The 20,015-nt window shown below is 64.7% G+C and carries 18 protein-coding genes; 11 read left to right on the top strand and 7 right to left on the bottom strand.

What is annotated here, in order from left to right:
* Positions 1-73 precede the first annotated feature (73 nt).
* Entirely contained in the window at positions 74-751 is a 678-nt protein-coding gene (locus tag IVB45_RS02350) for an alpha/beta family hydrolase (protein WP_247363021.1), read from the top strand.
* A gap of 4 nt (positions 752-755) precedes the next feature.
* Here IVB45_RS02350 and IVB45_RS02355 read toward each other — a convergent pair whose 3' ends face one another.
* Positions 756-1,730 carry a ketopantoate reductase family protein gene (locus IVB45_RS02355; protein ID WP_027569978.1) on the bottom strand — a complete coding sequence of 325 codons (975 nt, stop codon included), beginning with the start codon at positions 1,728-1,730 and terminating at the stop codon, positions 756-758.
* A gap of 154 nt (positions 1,731-1,884) precedes the next feature.
* Here IVB45_RS02355 and IVB45_RS02360 point away from each other — a divergent pair, with 154 nt between their 5' ends.
* The 3 genes from IVB45_RS02360 (at position 1,885) to IVB45_RS02370 (ending at position 5,890) form a co-directional block, all read left to right on the top strand.
* Positions 1,885-2,688: an enoyl-CoA hydratase-related protein gene (locus tag IVB45_RS02360; protein WP_247363020.1), complete on the top strand. Its 804-nt coding sequence runs from the start codon at positions 1,885-1,887 to the stop codon at positions 2,686-2,688.
* Between the two features lie 162 nt (positions 2,689-2,850).
* A complete protein-coding gene (locus IVB45_RS02365) occupies positions 2,851-3,837 on the top strand; it encodes a TRAP transporter substrate-binding protein (RefSeq protein ID WP_247363019.1) in 987 nt (328 codons plus the stop codon).
* 16 nt (positions 3,838-3,853) lie between these two features.
* Complete coding sequence (locus IVB45_RS02370) at positions 3,854-5,890, top strand: HAMP domain-containing methyl-accepting chemotaxis protein (RefSeq protein ID WP_247363018.1); 2,037 nt, start codon at positions 3,854-3,856, stop codon at positions 5,888-5,890.
* A gap of 46 nt (positions 5,891-5,936) precedes the next feature.
* Here IVB45_RS02370 and IVB45_RS02375 read toward each other — a convergent pair whose 3' ends face one another.
* Complete coding sequence (locus tag IVB45_RS02375; protein WP_247363017.1) at positions 5,937-6,821, bottom strand: LysR family transcriptional regulator; 885 nt, start codon at positions 6,819-6,821, stop codon at positions 5,937-5,939.
* 111 nt (positions 6,822-6,932) lie between these two features.
* Between IVB45_RS02375 and IVB45_RS02380 the strand changes: the two genes are divergently transcribed.
* The 4 genes from IVB45_RS02380 to IVB45_RS02395 are packed head-to-tail and all read left to right on the top strand — an operon-like array spanning position 6,933 to position 10,942.
* Positions 6,933-8,297, top strand: a complete 1,365-nt coding sequence (locus tag IVB45_RS02380) for an FAD-dependent oxidoreductase (protein ID WP_247363016.1) — start codon at positions 6,933-6,935, stop codon at positions 8,295-8,297.
* Between the two features lie 33 nt (positions 8,298-8,330).
* A complete protein-coding gene (locus IVB45_RS02385; protein WP_247363014.1) occupies positions 8,331-9,335 on the top strand; it encodes an ABC transporter substrate-binding protein in 1,005 nt (334 codons plus the stop codon).
* A 16-nt stretch (positions 9,336-9,351) separates the two neighbouring features.
* The gene (locus IVB45_RS02390) at positions 9,352-10,125 is read left to right on the top strand and encodes an ABC transporter ATP-binding protein (RefSeq protein WP_247363012.1); all 774 of its coding nucleotides are present in this window, start codon (positions 9,352-9,354) and stop codon (positions 10,123-10,125) included.
* Positions 10,118-10,942 carry an ABC transporter permease gene (locus IVB45_RS02395; protein WP_247283097.1) on the top strand — a complete coding sequence of 275 codons (825 nt, stop codon included), beginning with the start codon at positions 10,118-10,120 and terminating at the stop codon, positions 10,940-10,942. The genes IVB45_RS02390 and IVB45_RS02395 overlap by 8 nt, the downstream gene beginning before the upstream one ends.
* 108 nt (positions 10,943-11,050) lie before the next feature.
* Here the strand turns inward: IVB45_RS02395 and gtdA are convergent, their stop codons facing one another.
* Positions 11,051-12,091: a gentisate 1,2-dioxygenase gene (gene gtdA, locus IVB45_RS02400; protein WP_247363010.1), complete on the bottom strand. Its 1,041-nt coding sequence runs from the start codon at positions 12,089-12,091 to the stop codon at positions 11,051-11,053.
* Positions 12,092-12,180: 89 nt separating this feature from the next.
* Here gtdA and maiA point away from each other — a divergent pair, with 89 nt between their 5' ends.
* Complete coding sequence (gene maiA / locus IVB45_RS02405; RefSeq protein ID WP_247363008.1) at positions 12,181-12,813, top strand: maleylacetoacetate isomerase; 633 nt, start codon at positions 12,181-12,183, stop codon at positions 12,811-12,813.
* Positions 12,803-13,315 carry a MarR family transcriptional regulator gene (locus IVB45_RS02410; RefSeq protein ID WP_247363006.1) on the top strand — a complete coding sequence of 171 codons (513 nt, stop codon included), beginning with the start codon at positions 12,803-12,805 and terminating at the stop codon, positions 13,313-13,315. Before maiA ends, IVB45_RS02410 begins: the two co-directional genes overlap by 11 nt.
* Before the next feature lie 168 nt (positions 13,316-13,483).
* Here IVB45_RS02410 and IVB45_RS02415 read toward each other — a convergent pair whose 3' ends face one another.
* The 4 genes from IVB45_RS02415 to IVB45_RS02430 all read right to left on the bottom strand — a co-directional run bounded on the left by IVB45_RS02415 (position 13,484) and on the right by IVB45_RS02430 (position 18,505).
* A complete protein-coding gene (locus tag IVB45_RS02415) occupies positions 13,484-15,097 on the bottom strand; it encodes a benzoate-CoA ligase family protein (RefSeq protein WP_247363004.1) in 1,614 nt (537 codons plus the stop codon).
* Positions 15,094-16,233 carry an FAD-dependent monooxygenase gene (locus IVB45_RS02420; protein WP_027515222.1) on the bottom strand — a complete coding sequence of 380 codons (1,140 nt, stop codon included), beginning with the start codon at positions 16,231-16,233 and terminating at the stop codon, positions 15,094-15,096. Before IVB45_RS02420 ends, IVB45_RS02415 begins: the two co-directional genes overlap by 4 nt.
* A 266-nt stretch (positions 16,234-16,499) precedes the next feature.
* Positions 16,500-17,351 carry a cysteine rich repeat-containing protein gene (locus IVB45_RS02425; RefSeq protein ID WP_247363002.1) on the bottom strand — a complete coding sequence of 284 codons (852 nt, stop codon included), beginning with the start codon at positions 17,349-17,351 and terminating at the stop codon, positions 16,500-16,502.
* A 152-nt stretch (positions 17,352-17,503) separates the two neighbouring features.
* Positions 17,504-18,505 carry an NADP-dependent oxidoreductase gene (locus IVB45_RS02430; protein ID WP_247363000.1) on the bottom strand — a complete coding sequence of 334 codons (1,002 nt, stop codon included), beginning with the start codon at positions 18,503-18,505 and terminating at the stop codon, positions 17,504-17,506.
* Between the two features lie 208 nt (positions 18,506-18,713).
* Between IVB45_RS02430 and IVB45_RS02435 the strand changes: the two genes are divergently transcribed.
* Entirely contained in the window at positions 18,714-20,009 is a 1,296-nt protein-coding gene (locus IVB45_RS02435; protein WP_027569994.1) for a dicarboxylate/amino acid:cation symporter, read from the top strand.
* Positions 20,010-20,015 lie beyond the last annotated feature (6 nt).

A 20,015-nucleotide genomic window follows, 5' to 3' on the forward strand; every position in this document is an offset into this window, starting at 1 on the left:
ATTATTGTGTTTTCAGGCTGCGCCGGTGACGCTACCAAGGCGGCCGGAGTAGCGTCTGTCGGAATGGTTGATTGTGGCTGCCAAAACCAAAGAGCTCAAGCTCGACATCGCGCGCATCGGCACGGTCTCCGCGATCCTGATGCAGCCGGACAAGGCGCGCGGCTGCTACGTGCTGGCGCATGGTGCCGGTGCAGGGATGCGGCACGCATCGATGGACAAGATTGCGGAGGGGCTCGCTGCTCGCGGCATCGCGACTTTCCGCTTCAATTTTCCCTACATGGAGAACAAGCTGGGCCGTCCCGACCAGCCGGCGGTCGCCCATGCCACGATCCGCGCGGCAGTCGAGGAAGCCGCGCGGCTCTGCCCAGGTGTGAAGCTCGTCGCGGGCGGAAAATCCTTCGGCGGGCGCATGACATCGCAGGCGCAGTCCAAGACGCCGCTGCCTGATGTCAAAGGGCTCGCCTTCCTCGGCTTTCCCCTGCACGCCGACAAGAAGCCGTCGACGGAGCGCGCCGAGCACCTGGCCCGTGTCGAGATCCCGATGCTGTTCCTGCAAGGCACCCGCGACGGGCTCGCCGATCTCGGCCTCCTCAAGCCCGTCATCGCCGCTCTTGCCCCGAAAGCGACGCTGCACGAGGTCGAAGGCGGCGATCACTCCTTCGCGGTGCTCAAAAGGTCCGGCCGCAGCAATGAGGAGGCGCTTGCGGAGGTGCTTGATGCGCTGGTGGTCTGGATCGACAAGCTCGCCTGAAATCTCACGACGAATAAAGCCCTTTGTCGCGCGCTTTCTGGATCGCGAGGGCGGCGATCAGGTCGAGCGTTGGCGTGGACAGGCCGGCGGTGCGCGCGAAGGCTTGGGGCGCCTTCACCAGGACGTCGATCTCCATGGCGCGGCCGAGCTCGTAATCCTGCAGCAGCGACGGCTTGTGATTGGGGGCGGGGCCGCTGCGTGATACGCGCTTGACCTCGGGGATGAAGTGCTGGGCGATCTCGTTGGCCTCGTTCAGCATCCGCGGGATAACCTCGGCGAACGCAGGATCGTCGCGCACGCCGCGCGCGGTCTGGCCGGTGAGCAGGCACAGCACCGACAACGACATGTTGGTCAGCAGCTTTGACCAGATCGCCTCGCGGATCTCGGCGACCGGCGGCGATTCCAGCCTCGCGTCTGTGAAGACACCGCGCAGCGTCGTGATGCGCTCGCAATTGCGATCGTCGCATTCGCCGATCAGCAGGCGGTTGCGGTCCGGCGTCAGGTTCTGCACCACACCGGGCGCGATCACCTCGTTCGAGGAGAAGACCACGCCGCCGACGATCCGCTCCTTCGGAATGCAGGCGCGCAAGCGCCCGCCCGGGTCGAGGAACGAGATGTCGGGCGGAGTCGGGTGTCGTGGCGGCAGGCCGATCCCGTACCACCAGGGAATGCCGTTCTGCGCGAACACGATGGCGGTGTCGTCCTGCAGCAGCGGCTTGAGACTGGAGACCAGCCCGGTCAGCGCGGTTGCCTTCAAGGTGCTGATCACGACGTCCTGGGGGCCGAGCTGGGCCGGATCGCCGGAGGCGTTCACCTTGGCGGAGACCTCGGAATCGCCGACGCGCAGCTTGAGGCCGTTGGCCCGGACCGCCTCCAGGTGGGCGCCGCGCATCACGCACGAGACCTCGTGGCCGGCGCGGGCCAGCCTGACCGCGAGATGGCTGCCGACGGCGCCCGCGCCGAAAATGCAGATGCGCATGTAATGTCCGTCCCTGATCCCTTGATGCCGCCCCGCGGCAGCATGACACAAGCCGCCATGCGATGGACGCGGCTGCCCTACGCTCGAAAGATATGGATCAAGGTGCGGAGCCTCGGTCATAGTGCGCGCCAAACAAACGAGCGGAGGAACACCAATGACCGACAGCCCCGTCCTGTGGACCCTGGACGCGCGTGGGGTTGCGACCGTCACGTTGAACCGGCCGGAGGTCAACAACGCCTATGACGGCGCATTGATCGCGGGCGTGCTCGCGGCCATGGACGATCTCGGCAGCAAGCCCAACCTTCGCGTCGTCGTGCTCCGCGGTAATGGCAAGCATTTCCAGGCCGGCGCCGACCTCAAATGGATCAACGGCGTCCGGCCGCAATCGACTGAGGCGAACGAGGCGGCGTCGCGAGCGACGTTCGAGGCCGTGCAGCGGCTCAACACGCTGCCGATCCCGACGGTTGCGCTAGTGCAGGGCGGCTGCTTCGGCGGCGGCACCGGCGTGATCGCAGCCTGCGACGTCGGGATCGCGGCCGACAACGCCCTGTTCTCGATCACCGAAGTGCGCTGGGGCCTGACCGCGGCCATCATCATCCCGCAGCTCTGCGATGCCATCGGCGTACGGCAAGTCCGCCGCTATGCGCTAACAGGTGAACGTTTCGGCGCCGAGGACGCCCGCCGCATCGGCCTCGTCCACGAGGTCGTGCCGCTCGCCGATCTCGAGGCCGCCGGCGCCAAGGTGGTCGAGCAGTTGCTTGCCAACGGACCTGAAGCGATGGCCGAGACCAAGCGGCTGGCGCTGGAGAGCTCGTTCGGCGGAATGGCAGTCGACGATGCCGCTTACAAGCGGCTCGTGCACCTGCATTCGGTCAAGCGACAGAGTGCGGAAGCCGCGGAAGGGCTGGCGTCGTTCGCCGAAAAGCGCGCGGCGAATTGGAGCGGCGGCAAGGCATGAGCGCGCCGCTCTGCGGCAGCCCCATACGATCTGCATCGTGCATCATCCCCAAATCTTGTCCGCGGGACCGATTCGAATCCCCGTAATTCCGCGGGGTCATCCTTAAGAGTTCAATCATTCCCGGCCATTATGGTTACGACAATTGTCACGCCATGGTGTCGAATGCACAGAGAAGTTCTGGGGTTTTGGAAGGCCGGATCGATCGTCGCGGCGGCAACGCTGCTGGTCCTGCATCCGGTTGCCGCTTCACCTCGGCTGGTCTCTCTGGCGTTCAATTCCCAGCTCGGAAGCCCGCAGCAGATCGGGGCGGATGAGTTTCGCCAGAAGCTGGTGGCATTGTCCGGCAAGCACATCGTGATCGACCAGCGCGCCACCAATGCGCTCGGGAGCGAGAACGCCATTCTCGCAGCGACGCAGTCCGGCGCCGTCGATATGGCGGTGCTGTCGGGTTCGGTGGTCAGTGCGGTCGTCCCCGAACTCGGCGTGTTCGACATTCCCTTCCTGTTTCGCGATACGGCTCACGCCAAGGCCGTGGCGCAAGGTCCGGCCGGCGCGGCAATCGCCGCCAAATTCGGCGATAAGGGGCTGACCCTGCTGGCGATTGGCCGACAGGGCTTCCGCAACGTCACGAATTCCAAACGGCCCGTTCGTAGCCCCGACGATATCAAGGGTTTGAAGATTCGTGTCATCCCGAACCCGATCTATCAGATGACGTTCAAGGCGCTCGGTGCCGAAGTGGTCCCGATGGAATTTCCGCTGGTCTATACCGCGCTCAAGGACGGCCGGCTCGATGGGCAGGAAAATCCGGTGCCGACCATTGCCGGCTCCCGTCTCTATGAAGTCCAGAAGTACCTCACATTGACCGGCCACTTCTTCGCGCCGGTCGTGTTCATCGCCAACCGGGCCATGTTCGAGCAGCTCACTCCGGCCGACCAGGCAACGTTGATCGCGCAGGCAAAGGCGGGAGCGGAGGCGACATGGCAGGCGAAGCTCGATGCCGCGTCGCTCGAGCAGGTGCGCAGCGGCGGCATGGACGTGATCGAGAAATTCGATCGCCAACCCTTCGTCGACGCGGTCAAGCCGCTCGATCAGGAATTCGAGAAGCGGTTCGGCAAGGATCTGCTCGCCACCATCCGGTCCACCCAGTAAGAATTTCGGGATTCCCATGAAATTATCGCACATGATGTCCCGGATCGGCATCCGTCCGCGCGTGTTTGGCGGTTTCGCGCTGGTTCTCAGCTTTCTGGTCCTGCTGGCGGGCTTCGCCGTAGTCCAGGTCGAGCGGATCGGAGGAACGGTCAATGACCTCGTGACCAGCGCTGCTGGCGACGCCGGCATGTCACAGGCGCGTGCCGCGCTTTTGGAAGCGAACTCGGCGGTCGAGAAATTCATCCGAACCTGGAATGTCGGCGACAAGGATGCCGCAGCCAAGGCGATCGACGGCGTGGGCAAACTGGCCGATCAGGCCGATCGGCAATTCGGCAAACTGCAAGCGATCGCGGAAGGCATCGGCCCGGTCAAGACGGCGCTGGAAACCTATCGTTCGTCGTTCACCGCGGCGGCGGATGCCGCGGATCGGCTGCGCGCCGCCACCACGAAGACCGACGCCCAGGGCGCGGCCGCCGGCCTCAATGTCAGCGGCATTCAGGTTGCACTCGCCAATCGCTCGGATGACGCGGAACGGCTTGTCAACCCGATGCGGCTGGCCGGCGTCGTCGACGCGCTGCGCGTCACCGTGATGCGCTATGGCTCCACTTTGTCGACAGGCGATGCCGACGACGCCAGGCAGGCGTTGTCCTACGCCCAGTTGGCGATCGCAGACACCGAGGCTGAGCTGGCGACGGCGGACGCCCCCAAATTGAAGACGCTGGTCGCAGCACTCAAGACCGCGATCGCCGCCGACACGACGGCGCTCGAAGAGGTCATCAAGGTTGCCGCCGATCTACGCGCCAGGCAGGCCGAACTGAAGAAGGCGAGTGCGGCGATCGACGATCAGGTCAACAAGATCAATGCGAAGCTCGGCACCGTGCGCGCCGAGCAGGGTGACAAGACCTCGGCAGCGGTCGATCAAACCAAACAGACCGTCATCGCGACCGCGGCCGGCGCGCTGCTGCTGGGAGCGGTGCTCGCATGGCTGATCGGCGCCAGCGTATCCGGCCCGATTCGCGGCATGACAGACCGGATGCAATCGCTGGCGGCGGGCGAGCTCGATGATCCCATTCCGGGCGGCGAATCGCGCGACGAAATCGGCCGCATGGCGCGTGCCGTCGAGGTGTTCCGCGAAAACGCACTGGCGGTTCGTCGCATGGAAGGCGAAGCCACGGCACAGCGCGAAGCTACCGAGGCCGACCGTGCCCGCATGATGTCTGATCTTGCCGGCCGCTTCGAGCAGGGCATGCAGGGGGTGATTGCCGGTGTCGGTGGTCGCGCCGACGACATGGGGCGCAGCGCCGAGGAGTTGGCAAAGGTCGCCGAGCGTGGTCGCGGGCTCGCCGAAGCGGTCGCGACCCGCGCCGAGCAGGCATCGATGAACGTGCAGACCGTCGCCTCCGCCACCCAGCAGCTCGCGGCCTCGATCCGCGAAATCTCGAGCCAGGTGCATCGCTCCGTCGCGGTCTCGAACCGGGCGACCGACGAGACCAACCGCACCTCCGATTTGATCCATGGGCTGTCGGATGCGGCTGAAAAGATCGGCACCATCATTCAATTGATTCAGGCCATCGCCAGTCAGACCAATCTGCTGGCACTGAACGCGACCATCGAAGCGGCGCGCGCCGGTGACGCCGGCCGGGGCTTCGCGATCGTCGCCAGCGAGGTCAAGAGTCTCGCGACCCAGACAGCGCAGGCGACCGAGCAGATCGCCAGCCAGATCGCGACGATCCAGAGCGCGACCGGCCAATCGGTCCAGGCGATCAAGCAGTTCGGCACCACCGTCAAGGAAATGGCCGACATCGCCACCGCGATCGCCGCGGCGGTCGAAGAGCAGGGCGCGGCAACGGGCGAAATCGCCCGCAACGTCGAAGAGGCGGCCAACGGCACCACGGCGGTGACGCAGGAAATCGGTCAGGTGCGCGCGGTGGCGGGCGAGACCGACGCCGGTGCTGAAGCCGCTCTTACGGTCGCGGCGGCCCTCAAGCAGCAGGCGGATTCAATGAAGTCGAACGTCGACGATTTCCTCCACACCATCCGCTCGGCGGCCTGAATTCCCGGAGAAATCGGCGACGCCGCCGGTGCAAACGAAACGGGCCTTACAGCACCGGCAACAGCGAACTCTTCAATTCGCGCAATAGCGCCTGAACCGCTGCAGCCTGGACCCGTCGCTCGGGAATGGTTGCCTTGACCCATAAATCGGGGATTGGAAAATCCGGCAACACGACCTGCAACGTGCCTTGGCGTAGGGCCTCTTCCGCAAGGTAGTGCGAGATGAAGGCGATGCCGTTGCCGGCGATCGCGCTCTTCACGAGCACGTGGCCTTCGTTCGAACTCAACAGCGGGCGGACCTGAACGGTGATACGGTCGCGCGGCCCGTCGAACACCCAGTCCGGGCCGGTGGGAAGAAAACTCAGGCAACGATGATCGACCAGATCGCGCGGGTGCCGCGGCATGCCGTGTGCGCTGAGATAGGCCGGTGACGCGCACAACAAGCGCTTCAATCGGCATAGGGGTTCGTCGACCACACCGCCGAACGAATGCGGGAACGCGCCGATGGCGATATCGAATCCTTCCGTCACCGGATCGACGGGACGGTCGATCAAGACGATTTCGAGTTTCAGCTTCGGGTTTTGGGTCTGGAACGCGCTGAACACATCGGCAAGCCGGGCGATGGTCAGCGATGTCGGTGCCTTGATACGCAAATGATCGATAAGATCATGTCCTTTCTCGCCCATGCGCGACAGGAGATCGCCGACATCGGCGACCACGCTCCGCGCCCTCTGGACATATTCCTGGCCGGCCGCGGTCAGCCGCAATTGTCGCGTCGAGCGATGAAACAGCGGCGTGCCGATCCGCGCCTCCAATTGGGTGACCCGCTTTGCGACCACCGAAGTCGCGACGTTGAGTTTTCTCGCCGCGGCGGAAAATCCGGCGGCGTCCGCGGTGGCGAGGAAGGCTTGGAGGTTCACGAGGACGTCCATTTTTCACCTTTCTCGATTCGCGAAAGCTGATCGTGTATTTTGGTGGATTGTAGCCCGGCCCGCGTTAATTCATAGTCGGCTTAACAACAGATTTCGGGAGCAGAACGCGCCATGCAGGCCATGACGATCGAAGAACCGGCGCGCCATGTGCCGATCTATGGCGAATATGAAGTGGTCGTGCTCGGCGGCGGTCCGGCCGGCATCGTGGCGGCGGCCTCAAGCGCACGCGCGGGACGGAAGACGCTGCTGATCGAGCGCTACGGCTTTCTTGGCGGCATGGGGACCGCTGCCGGCGTCACCAATTTCTGCGGCCTGCACGGCAATGTTTACGGCGAGGCCCACCGGCTGGTGCAGGGCATGGCGTCCGAGCTGCTGGCGCGGATCGATCGCTTGAACGGCCTCAATGCGCCGCATCTGATTCTCGGCAAGGTCTTCGCCCAGGCCTACGACACCGCCGCCTACAAGATCGCGGCCGACCAACTGCTCGCCAGTCACAAGGTGCACATCCTCTTCCATGCGCTCGGTGCCGGCGTCGTGATGGGCAACGATCGGCGCATCGATGCGCTGATGGTCGAGACCAAGGCCGGCCGGCAGGCGGTGCGATCGGAGATCTTCATCGATTGCTCCGGCGACGGCGATCTTGCGGTCTGGGCCGGCGCGCCGTTCGAATTCGGCGACGAGCACGGTCATCCGATGTACCCGTCGATGATGCTCCGTCTCAACGGCATCGATCCCGCGAAGGCCGGCGATGCCTGGCGCACCATCCCGCAATTGATGGAGAAGGCAACCGCCGCCGGCACCCACACATTCCCGCGCAAGAGCGCGATCGTGCGGCCGCAGAAGTCCGGCATCGAATGGCGGGTGAACTTCACGCAAGTGGCGCGCGAGGACGGCCATGCCATCAACGGCATCGAGCCTGACGATCTCACCCGCGGCGAGATCGAGGGCCGCAAGCAAGCGCTCGCCGCATTCGAATTCCTGCGCACCGTGCCGGGCTTTGAAAAATCCTACATCGTCGACCTGCCGCCGCAGCTCGGCATCCGCGAAACCCGCCGCATCACCGGCGGCTATCAGCTTAGCGGCGAGGACGTGCTCGGCTGCGCCTCGTTCGAGGATTCCATCGGGGTCAATGGCTGGCCGATCGAGGCCCATGTCCCCGGCGACGTCGTCTTCACCTTCCCGCCGATCCCGGAATCGCGCGGCTATAACGAGCTGCCTTACCGCATGCTGGTGCCCGAACGCGTCGACAATCTGCTGGTCGCCGGCCGCTGCGCCTCGATGACCCATGAGGGCCAGTCGGCGGCCCGGGTCTCCGGTGCCTGTTTCGTGATGGGGGAGACCGCCGGTTCCGCCGCCGCGCTGGCGCTCTCCGGAAACCGGATCCCGCGTGACATCCCCGTTGAAAAGCTGCAGGAAACGTTGAAACAACAGGGCGCCTTCATCGGACGGGACCAGCCCGTGCCCGAGGGCCTGTAACCGACTGCAAGATAACGACGGCGAGGAAACGAAATGACCGGAATTGTGCGGCTCGCGCTAGCTGCCCTGATGGCGATCACAGCGATGGGCACGGCCCGAGCCGAGGACGCGCTGAAGGCCAGGATCGGGGTGCTCAGGCTATCCTCCTCCGCGCCGGTCTTCATCGCGCAGGACAAGGGCTATTTCCGCGAGGCTGGCCTCGACGTCGAGCTGAAATTCTTCGATGCGGCGCAGCCGATCGCGGTGGCGACGACCTCGGGCGACATCGATTTCGGCGTCACCGCCTTTACCGCCGGTCTCTACAATCTCGCCGGCAAGGGCGTGCTCAAGGTGATCGGCGGCATGAGCCGCGAGAAGGCCGGCTATCCCCTGATCGGCTATTTCGCCAGCAACAACGCCTATGCGAGCGGCCTGAAGACGCCGAAGGATCTCGCGGGCAAGCGCGTGGCGATGACGCAGGTCGGCTCCTCCTTTCACTATTCGCTCGGCCTGCTTGCCGACAAATACGGCTTCAAGCTCGCCGACGTGAAGATCGTGCCGTTGCAATCGCTGTCGAATGCGGCAGCCGCGCTGAAGGGCGAAACCGTGGACGCCGCGCTGCTGCCGATCTCCACCGCGCGAAAGCTGATGGACGACGGCGGTGCGAAGTTTCTCGGCTGGGTCGGCGACGAGACACCCTGGCAATTGGGCGCGGTGTTCGCCTCGCCGAAGACGCTGACCAACAAGGTGCTGGTGACGAAGCTGCTCGGCGCTTTGGCAAAGGCCGACCGCGAATATCACGACGTCATCCTTGCCGCGATGAAGGATGGCGTCGCGCCGATCAATGACAAGACAAAGCCGCTGCTGGAGATCATCGCCAAGTATACGAACCTGCCGGTCGAGCAGGTGGTCGGCAATTGCGCCTATATCGATCCCGACGGCAAGCTGGATGTGAAGAACGTCGACAATCAGATCAAATGGCTCCAGGAGCAGGGTTTTGCCGACAAGGGCTTCGACGCGAATGCGATCATAGCCAAGGAATTTGTGAAGGCGGATTGAGAGTAGAACGCAGCCTATGGACCTGATCGCCAACCACATCACCCATCGTTTCGGCGATCTCGCCGTGCTCGACGACGTCTCGTTCACCGTCGGGGCGGGCGAGGTGGTGGCGATCGTGGGGCCCTCGGGCTGCGGCAAGAGCACGCTGCTGTCGATCCTCGGCGGGCTGTTGCTGCCGACCTCCGGCGCGCCTGAGCTGCGTGGATCGCCGCCGGCGGACAGTCTCAATCCGCTCACCTTCGTGTTCCAGGATTTTGCGCTGCTGCCCTGGGCCAATGTGGAAGAGAACGTCGAATTCCCACTGCTGCACACCCAGCTCTCGACCGTGCAGCGCCGCGCGCTGGTCGACGACGCCTTGCGCCGCACCGGTCTGACCGATTTTCGCAAAACCTATCCGAAGCAGCTTTCCGGCGGCATGCGCCAGCGCGTCGGCATTTCGCGCGCGCTCGCTGTGCGCCCCGCCATCCTGCTGATGGATGAGGCGTTGTCGGCGCTGGATTCGCAGACCCGCGAACTGCTGATGGAGGATTTCGTCCGGCTGCTCGCCGATGGCGGCATGGGCGCGGTCTATGTCACGCATAATCTCGAAGAGGCGGCGCGGCTTGCCGACCGCATCGTGGTGCTGTCGCGGCGTCCTGGCCGCATTCGCGAGGTCGTGAGCGTGCCGATGACGCGCACCGAGCGCGGTGACATTGCAGCCCGTGAAAAGCTGCTCGCGCTGCAGAACCAGATCTGGTCGCTGATCCGCAACGAGGCGATCGATGCCGAGCGCGAGGTCCAGCATGCTTGATCGCGCTCCGGCGGGAACATCTGTGAAGGATGAATTGGTCCGGCGCGTCCGTTTTCGCGGCGCCGGCTTCGTGCCGGCGAGCAGCCGTTTCGGCGGCTGGATCGCGCTCGCGCTGGTCATTGCCATCTGGCAGGCGGCGGGCAGCGGCGGTCTCGTCAATCCGCTGTTCCTGCCACCACCATCGGCGATCGCGCGTGCGATCTACCAGCTCGCGATCTCGGGTGCGCTGTGGCAGCACCTTTCCGCGTCGCTCCTGCGCATCGGTGTCGGCTGGCTGCTCGGCACGGCGGCCGGTGTCGCGGTTGGCTTTGCCATCGGCCTGTCGCGGCTGGCGCGCAGCGTCGGCATCACTTTCATCTCGGCGCTGTTTCCGATCCCGAAAATCGCGCTGCTGCCGCTGTTGATCCTCTGGCTCGGCATCGGTGAAGAGCCCAAGATCGCGACCATTGCGCTCGGGGTGTTCTTCTCTACCGCGATCTCGGTCTATAGCGGTGTCGACGCGGTGCCGCGCAACCTGATCCGCATGGCACAAAGCTTCAACGTGCCGTTCGCCACCATCGTGCGCAAGGTGGTCTGGCCGGGCGCGCTGCCCGCGATCCTCGCCGGCTTCCGCATCACGTCGTCGGTGGCGCTGCTGCTCGTCGTCAGCGCCGAGATGATCGGCGCGCAATACGGCATCGGCGCGTTCGTGCTGCAGGCCGGCAATTTGATGCAGACGGATCAGCTGCTCGCGGGCGTGGTGATTTTGTCGGTGTTTGGATTGATGGTGGGGCGGGTGATCAACTGGCTGGAGACACGGCTGTTGCACTGGCGGTGAGGTTTACTCCATCATTGCGAGCGCAGCGAAGCAATCCAGACTGTCGCCCCAGAAAGATTCTGGATTGCTTCGCTGCGCTCGCAATGACGACGGGGCTGACAGCGCAGCCTAAACGTTCCCACGATCCTCGCGGAACAAGTCCAGCTTCTGCTGCACGGGTCGGTCCGAGAAGCTGAACAGGACCGCGTCCATATCCGCCTCGTGCGTGACCCATTGCCAGCTCGGCACCACGAACAAATCGCGCGGGCCCCATTCGAAGGTCGATTCCCCGATGCGGGTACGGCCGTGGCCTTCGATCGGACAGAACACTGTTGCGTCCGTCGCGCGATAGCGCGCGGTCTTGAAGCCCTTCGGCAGCAACTGAATGAAGGTGCCGATGGTCGGCATCGCGAAGTCGCCGGTCTCGGGGTTGCTGAACTTCAGCTTCAGCCCGTGACATGCGTCCCACTCCTGGCTCGCGCGGGCCTTCTCTAGTGCCTCGCGCGTGTAGGCATAGGGATAGCTGAAGATCGGCGAGGTCTTCGAGCTCCGCTTCACGTCGACCGGCAGCAAATTGTGGCCGTAGCGCGCGAAGCTGTCGCCGGCGGGCCTTGTAATCTTCTGCTGATCCTCGTTGGAGACTTCCGCGAAGGAGCAGTCGAAGAACTGCACCAGCGGAATGTCGAGACCGTCGAGCCAGAACATCGGCTGGTCGGTCTCGTTGGAATGATCGTGCCAGGTCATCGACGGCGTGATGATGAAGTCGCCGGGCTCCATCGCGGTGCGCTCGCCGTCAACCGCTGTGTGGGCGCCCTTGCCTTCGAGAACGAAGCGCAGTGCCGATTGGCTGTGCCGGTGGGCGGGCGCGACGTCGCCGGGCACCACCATCTGCACGCCGGCATAGAGCGACGTGGTGATTTTCGACTGCCCGCGCAGGCCGGGATTTTCCAGCACCAGTACGCGCCGCTCGGCTTCTTTCGCCGTGATCAGCTTGCCGGCTTCCGTCATGTAGTCGCGGATGATGTCGAACTTCCACAGATGGGGCCGGCAGGCGCTCTTCGGCTCCGGCGTGATCAAATCGCTCATGACGGTCCAGAGCGCGGTGAGATTCTCGCCGTCGATCTTCTTGTAGAACGCCTCGCGTTCCGGCGTCTTGGTCACGGCTTCCATGGTGCGCTCCCGTCATTTTGTTGATTGACAGTATACTTACGATCTAGGTAGCGTCAACGTGCGAACGAGAACGAAACGGGAGGGTTCCGATGAAGCTGCACGGCTATTTCCGCTCCAGCGCCGCCTACCGGGTACGAATCGCGCTAAACCTCAAGGGTCTCGGTGCCGAGCACCTGCCGCATCACCTTCGCAAGGGCGAGCAATGCGCGCCCGCCTATCTCGCCATCAATCCGCAGGGCCTGGTGCCCGCGCTGGAGAACGATGCGGGCGCAGTGCTGACCCAATCGGTTGCCATCATCGAATGGCTCGACGAGACCCATCCCAACCCGCCGCTGCTGCCGAAGGATATTTTGCAGCGCGCCAAGGTGAGGGCGTTCGCCTTGGCGATCGCCTGCGACACTCACCCCGTGCAGAATCTGAAGGTGCTGGCGCGGCTGCGCGAGCTCGGGCTGCCTGAGGAGAAGGTTCAGGACTGGGCGGCCTGGGTCAACCGCGAGGGGCTCGCGGCCTGCGAGACGCTGATCAGCGCCGAGCCGGGCCCGTTCTGCTTCGGGGATGCGCCGACGCTCGCCGACCTCTGCCTGGTGCCGCAGCTCGCCAATGCGCGCCGCTTCGGCGTCGACGTCTCTGCCTATCCGCGCCTGCTGAAGGCGGAAGCTGCGGCCAAGACGCTGCCGGCGTTCGTCAACGCCGCGCCGGAGAACCAACCCGATGCCGAGTAAGCCTGCGCCTCAGATCACGATAGACGCGGTTTATGCCGCGCCGGGCTATCTGTTCCGTCGCATGCAGCAGATCGCGGTCTCGATCTTTATGGAGGAGTGCAAGGCGTTCGACCTCACGCCGGTGCAATACGCGGCGCTGATCGCGATCCACACCCATCCCGGCATCGACGCGACGCGGCTGTCCGCGGTGATCGCCTTCGACCGCTCCACGCTCGGCAGCGTGATTGAGCGGCTTCAGGCCAAGGATTTCGTCGAGCGCAGGCCAGCGCCGGAAGACAAGCGGATCAAGCTGCTCTATTTGACCAAATCAGGCGCGGCGATCCTGCGCGACATCATTCCCGCCGTCGAACGCGCCCAGGCGCGGATGCTCGAACCGCTCAAGCCGGCGGACCGCAAGGCGCTGATGGGGCTCCTGGTGCAGCTCGTCGATCTCAACAACGAGGCATCGCGGGTGCCGCTCCGGGCGGAGGACGCGCTGGAGCATATGGGGAAGGCGGGGTGAGGGTGGGGGCGTCAAATACCGCCGTCGTCCCGGCGAAGGCCGGGACCCATAACCACCTAGTTGGGTTTGGCGAAGACAGGTGGTGACCAGCTCGCGCAATAACTCTCACTCGGCGTATGGGTCCCGGCCTTCGCCGGGACGACAGCGAGAGTGTGGCCACGTCCTTCCTCACATCCGCAACAGCGCCTGCCGGTCGATCTTCCCTGTCCCCGTCTTCGGCAACTCGTCGATGAAGATCACCTCACGCGGATACTTGTACGGAAGCAGCTTGCCTTTCACGTAGTCCTGCAGCCTGCGGGTCGTCTCGCTCTGATCCGCCGCGCGGCTGTTCATCACCACGACTGCCTTCAGCGTCATGCGCCGGTCCGGCAGCTCGGCCGCGAACACCGCGCATTCGCGGATGTCCGGGTGATCGGCGAGGCACAGCTCGACCTCAAGCGGGTAGACCCACTGGCCGGAGATCTTGATGAGATCGTCGGCGCGGCCGCGGAAGAAGTGAAAGCCGTCGGCATCGCGGACGAAGCGGTCGCCGGTGTAGATCCAGCCGCCTTCGCGGATGGTCTCGGCGGATTTGTCCGGCCGGTTCCAGTACAGCGGCGTGTTGGAATCGCCGCGCACCCACAAGATGCCTTCCTCGTCGTCGGCGACGTCCCGGCCGTCCTTGTCGCGCAGCGCGACCTCGTAGCCGGGCACGCGCAGGCCGGCGGCGCCGAGCTTCTTCCGCTCGGGGCGGTTGGAGAGATAGATGTGCAGCACCTCGGTCGAGCCGAGGCCTTCGACGATCTCGAGACCGGTGAGCGTCTTCCAGCCGTTGAAAACGTCGGCCGAGAGCACCTCTGCGGCTGAGAGCGCCATGCGCAGGGACGAGAAGTCGGTCCTGTCCGCACCCTCGGCCTTGGTCAGCGACGTATAAAGCGTCGGCAGGCCGAAGAAGACCGTCGGCTTGTATTGCTCGATCGCCTTGAAGATCGCCGCGGGCTTCGGCTGGCCCGGCAACAGCAGCGTCGTCGCGCCCGCCGAGAACGGGAAGGTGATCGCGTTGCCAAAGCCATAGGCGAAGAAGATTTTCGGCACCGAGAAGCAGATGTCGCCGGGAGCCAGCTTCAGCACGTCCCGGGCAAAGGCGGCCTCGCTATAGGCCAGGTCGTGCTGGAGATGCACGATGCCCTTGGGCCGGCCGGTCGATCCGGACGAGTACATCCAGAGCGCCATCTCGTTGCGGTGCGTGTCGGCTTCCGCGAGCTCAGTCGGAAATTGCGGAAGCCAACCGGCGGCAGAGATGGCGTTTGGTGCTGCGTGATCGCTCACCGCGCCATTGACGACGACCAGCGTATGCAGGGGCGTGTCCTTGCAGGCCTCGGCGTTGAAACGTGCACAGAACTCGGCATCCGCCACCGCGACAGAAGCGCCGGAATCGGCGAGATAGAATTGCAGCAGATCCGGCGGCGTCAGCGTGTTGATCAGCAGCGGCACGAAGCCGGCGCGCACCGCGCCGAAGAACGCTGCCGGATAGGCCGGGGTATCGTCGAGGAACAGCAGCACGCGGTTGCCGCGCTCGAGGCCGAGCGAGGCAAAGCCGTTGCCCCAGCGCCCGGCTTCCGCGCAGAGCTCCGCGTAGGTGCGCGTGCCCGCGGGGCCAATGAGCGCGAGCTTGTCGCCGCATCCTCTTGCGAGATTGTCGAACAGCACGCGGCTGGCATTGTAGACCTGCGGAACGGAAAAGCCGATCTCGCGCGCGCCCGCGCTGTTGGCGGGCACCTGGTCGTGAATCTGCTCGCTCATGCCTCGTCCCCACCGTTCTTGGCGGCTTCGTAGCGCGCCATGAAGGCCGGCGACATCGCGCGCAGGCGGGAGTCGTCGATGCGGCCTGAGCGGGTGATGTAGCTATAGGCAAAGTCCATCAGGCCCTGCTGCATGTGCTGAGCAAAGTGCTCGTACCAGAAAGCGCTGGTCCGCGCGGCGTTGACGAGCTTCTGCACCACCGGCTTTCGCGCGGCCTGGTAGCGATGCAGGGCGGTCGAGAGATGGGCATCCGATTCCAGCGCCTTGACCAGCGCAATGGCGTCCTCGATTGCGAGCCGCGTGCCAGAGCCGATCGAGAAATGCGCCGAGTGCAGGGCGTCACCGAGCAGCACCATGTTCTTGAACGACCAGTGCTCGTTCCAGACCCAGGGGAAGTTGCGCCAGACCGATTTATTGGAGACCAGCGAGCGGCCGCCGAGCGTGTCGGCGAACACCTCCTCGCAGACACCCTTGGACTGCTCCACGTCCTTGTAGGCGAAACCGTAGGCCTGCCAGGTCGCGTGGTCGCATTCGACCAGGAACGTGCTCATGGTCGGCGAGTAGCGGTAGTGGTGGGCGTTGAAGGCGCCGCGGTCGGTCTTGACGAAGGTCTGCGACAGCGTGTCGAAGCGTTTCGAGGTGCCGTACCAGACGAACTTGTTGGAGGAGTAGGACAGCGAGGTGCCGAAATCGCCCTCGAAGGCGCGGCGTACCAGCGAGTTCAGCCCGTCGGCGGCGACGATCAGATCATGGCCGTTGAGCTGGTCGATGGAGTGGATCGGCGTGTCGAAGCGTGGGGTGACGCCGGCATCGAGCGCGCGCTGCTGCAGGAATCGCAAGAGTTCGAGCCGGCCGATCGAGGAGAAGCCGACACCGTCGATGGCCACGCTGTCGCCGCTCAGGTTCAGCGTGATGTTCTCCCAGCTCTCCATGTGCGGCGCGATCGCGTCGACCGTCTCGGGGTCGTCGGCACGCAAGAATTCCAGGGCCTGGTCCGAGAACACGACGCCAAAGCCCCAGGTCGCGTCGGCCGGGTTCTGTTCGAACAGGTCGACCTGATCCTCGGGATGACGCTTCTTCCAGAGATAGGCGAAGTAGAGCCCACCGGGCCCCCCGCCAATCACGGCGATCCGCAACGTCTGTCCTCCCTGATTGACAGTATACTTACTATCTAGGGGTAGACTAATGTGCTCCGGCTTCCCGCGCCAGCGGAATTATCGGCGAAGCGCGCGGCACGCCGAAGCTCATGTCCGGACGCGCGTTTGGCGCGTGTCCGAAGCAGTGACGTGCGAAGCATAGCCAAACCGCGCCGGCTTGGCCATCCGCAGGTCAGACGCAGGGCTTGATCCAGCCGCCGTTCACCAGCGCCGTGGTGCGGCGGGCCGCCGGACGGCTTGCTTCTCTAGCGTGCAGCGAACGGCGCCAGCACGTCCTTGCAGGCGGGCGACAACGACGCGGCGTTGCTGGCAACGCATTGGATGATCCGACCGCCACCTGGCGCCACGCTGCCGCACAGCGTGCGGACATCCTCGCGACATGCGGACTGGACGATGAACAGCTCTTCGCGTGGCCGCAGCGGGCGCAGCACGATCACGGCGGGCGCGGCTGCCGGTGCTGCTGCCGCTGCAGGAGCTGCGCCCGCAGGTGCCGCCGTTGCTGCCGCGCCACCGCCGGCCGCGGCGCTCACGGCCTTCTCGCAGGCCGGCGAAACCCTTGCCTTGTTCTTCTCCAGGCATTCGAGCGCGGGCGCGCCGCCCGGCGGGACGCTGGCGCACACCTTGGGATAATCGGCGCGGCACGCGCTCTTGACGGCAGCGACCTGCGCGCTGCTCGGCTGTTTGGTCGCCGGGGCGGCTGCGGCGGCCTTGGGCGCGGCAGCCGGCTTTGCGGCGGGAGCGGTTTCAGCCTTCGGCGCGGCAGGCGCGGTCTCCGCCTTGGGTGCAGCCTCCTTGGGTGCAGCTTCGGTCTTCGGCGCGGCTTCGGCCTTCGGCGCCGCAGCTGGCTCGACGGCGCGAACCGCGGTTTGGCATCCGGAGGACAGGCCCGACATGTTCTTCTGCAGACATTGATAAGCTTCCACACCGCCCGGCGTGACGCTCGAACAGTGCGCGATGAAGTCCGAGCGGCATGCGGAGCGGATCGCGCTCTTCTGCGCCTCGGTCGGTGCTTGTGCGAACGCGCCTGCTGCAGTTGCGAAGAGAGCCGCCGCCAGCAACGTCCCGCGTGCCGACGCATGTTTCAACATGTTGAACATCTGAGTGAATTCCCGCCCTGTCGATAACGCCGACAATTTTTCAAATGTGATGCAAACAATCGTCGCGGGTGATGCCGCGCGCGGCATCATTGGCCGCCGCGACCTCTACCGCAAGTAGATTTTGGCTTTGCAATTGCGACGTAACTACGTCGTCAGAGCTTGACCATCCGCTTGCCGCGGTTGTCGCCCGCCAGCAATCCGATCAGCGCCTTCGGCGTGTTCTCGAGGCCGTCGATGATGTCCTCCTGCACCTTCAGCTTGCCGGATGTGACCCAGGCCTGGAGGTCGACGAGGGCGCGCTGGCTTTCCTTCATGTAGTCCATCACGATGAAGCCCTGCATGACGAGCCGTTTCACCACGATCAGGCCGGGCACGCCGCGCGGGCCGTGTGCCGAGGGCGCGCCGTCATATTGCGAGATCGCGCCGCAGCAGGCGATGCGGCCGTAATTGTTCATCTGCGGCAGGCAGGCTTCGAGAATGTCGCCGCCGACATTGTCGAAATAGACGTCGATGCCCTTCGGAGCTGCCGCGCGCAACGCCTTGAACACCGCGCCGTCCTTGTAGTCGACGGCTGCATCGAAGCCGAGCTCGGAGGTCAGCCAGTTGCACTTGTCGGCGCCGCCGGCGATGCCGACCACGCGGCATCCCTTGATCTTCGCGATCTGCCCGACGATCGAGCCGACCGAGCCCGCGGCCGCGGAGACCACGACCGTCTCGCCCTCTTTGGGCTTGCCGATCTCCAGCAGTCCGAAATAAGCCGTGAGGCCGGCGATGCCGAACACGCTGAGCAGATGCGTCATCGGCTCGAGCTTCGGCATCTTGGTGAGGTGCTTGGCGGGCACTGCCGCCAACTCCTGCCAGCCGGTGTCGCCGAACACGATGTCGCCCGGCGCAAGCCCCGGCGCCTTCGAGCTGACGACCTCGGCGATGGCGCCGCCGGCCATCACGCTGTTGGCTTCGACTGCTGAACGATAGGTCGCGCCGTGCATCCAGGCGCGGTTGGCGGCGTCGAGCGAGATGTATCGCACGCGCAGCAAGGCCTCGCCGTCCTTCGGCTCGGGCACCGCACCTTCGACCAGCTTGAAGTGCTCGGGGCCGAGCTTGCCGCTGGGCTTTTCCACCAAAAGAATCTGACGATTGACGCTGCCGCTCATGATGTTTCCCCTCGGTCGTTTGACGATTATTGATGCAGCTGCCGCAAGAAAAACGTGCAAGCCGCTTTCGTTGTGCGCTGCATGAAGGCTAGATCGCGGGCGCCAGTTTCGCAACGGGAACATCCGCCCCGACGATCGCACGCCAAGCGTGTTGCGCAGCCGTCATATCTGCGACATCATGAAGCGGTCGGTGTAGCGGGGGTGTTCAATGTCGAACAGGTTTACGCAATTCATTCTGGTGGCGATGGTGCTCGGCATCATCATGGGCGCGGCGATCTACAACTTCCTGCCCGATACGCGGGGCGATTGGGCCTCGTCCATCAACCTGATCGCCGTGATTTTCCTGCGCCTGATCAAGATGATCATCGCGCCGCTGGTGTTTGCGACCCTGGTCGGCGGCATTGCTCATATGGGTTCGGGCTCCAAGCTCGGCCGCATCTTCGCCAAGACCATGGGCTGGTTCGTCAGCGCCTCTTTCGTCTCGCTGATGCTCGGCCTCGTGATGGTCAATCTGCTCCAGCCCGGCGCGAATTTCCCGGGTACGCTGCCTGACAAGGCGCAGTCGACCGGCCTGCCGGTTTCCGCCTTCTCGATCGAAAAATTCCTGACCCATCTGATCCCGACCTCGATCGCGGACGCGATGGCGCAGAACGAGATCCTGCAGATCGTGATCTTCGCCGTGTTCTTCTCGGTGGCGATGGGTTCGATGCCCGAGCGCTCCAAGCCGATCCTGGCGCTGATCGACGATATCGGCCACATCATGCTCAAGGTGACGGGCTATGTGATGCTGTTCGCGCCGTTCGCGGTCTGGGCCGCCATCACCGCGACGGTTGCCAAGAACGGCCTGCTGGTGCTCTGGAAGCTCATCGTCTTCATGGGTGGCTTCTATCTCTCGCTCGCGCTGCTGTGGGGCATCCTGGTGGTCGTGGGCTTCATCGTGATCGGGCCGCGCTACGCCCATCTGCTGAAGCTGATCCGCGAGCCGCTGATGATCGCGTTCTCCACCGCGAGCTCCGAAGCGGCCTATCCGAAAACCCTGGAGGGGCTGAACAAGTTCGGCGCCTCGTCGCGGATATCGAGCTTCGTGCTGCCGCTCGGCTATTCCTTCAATCTCGACGGCACCATGATGTACTGCACCTTCGCGAGCGTCTTCATCGCGCAGAGCTACCACATCGACATGCCGCTCGGCACCCAGCTCGCGATGCTGGCGACCCTGATGATCACCTCGAAGGGCGTCGCCGGCGTGCCGCGCGCTTCCCTCGTGGTGATCGCCTCGACGCTGTCGCAGTTCGGCATCCCCGAGGCAGGCCTGTTGATGATCATGGGTATCGACACCTTCCTCGACATGGGCCGCAGCGCCACCAACGTGATCGGCAACACGCTCGCGACCTCGGTGGTAGCCAAGTGGGAAGGCGAACTCGGGCCCGAGCACGAGCTTGAGCCGGGCGATGCCGTGCCGGGGGACATGATCCCCGGCGAAGTGCCTGCGATGGCCGGCCATTGATCGGAG

Source organism: Bradyrhizobium sp. 4, assembly GCF_023100905.1.
Lineage (GTDB): Bacteria > Pseudomonadota > Alphaproteobacteria > Rhizobiales > Xanthobacteraceae > Bradyrhizobium.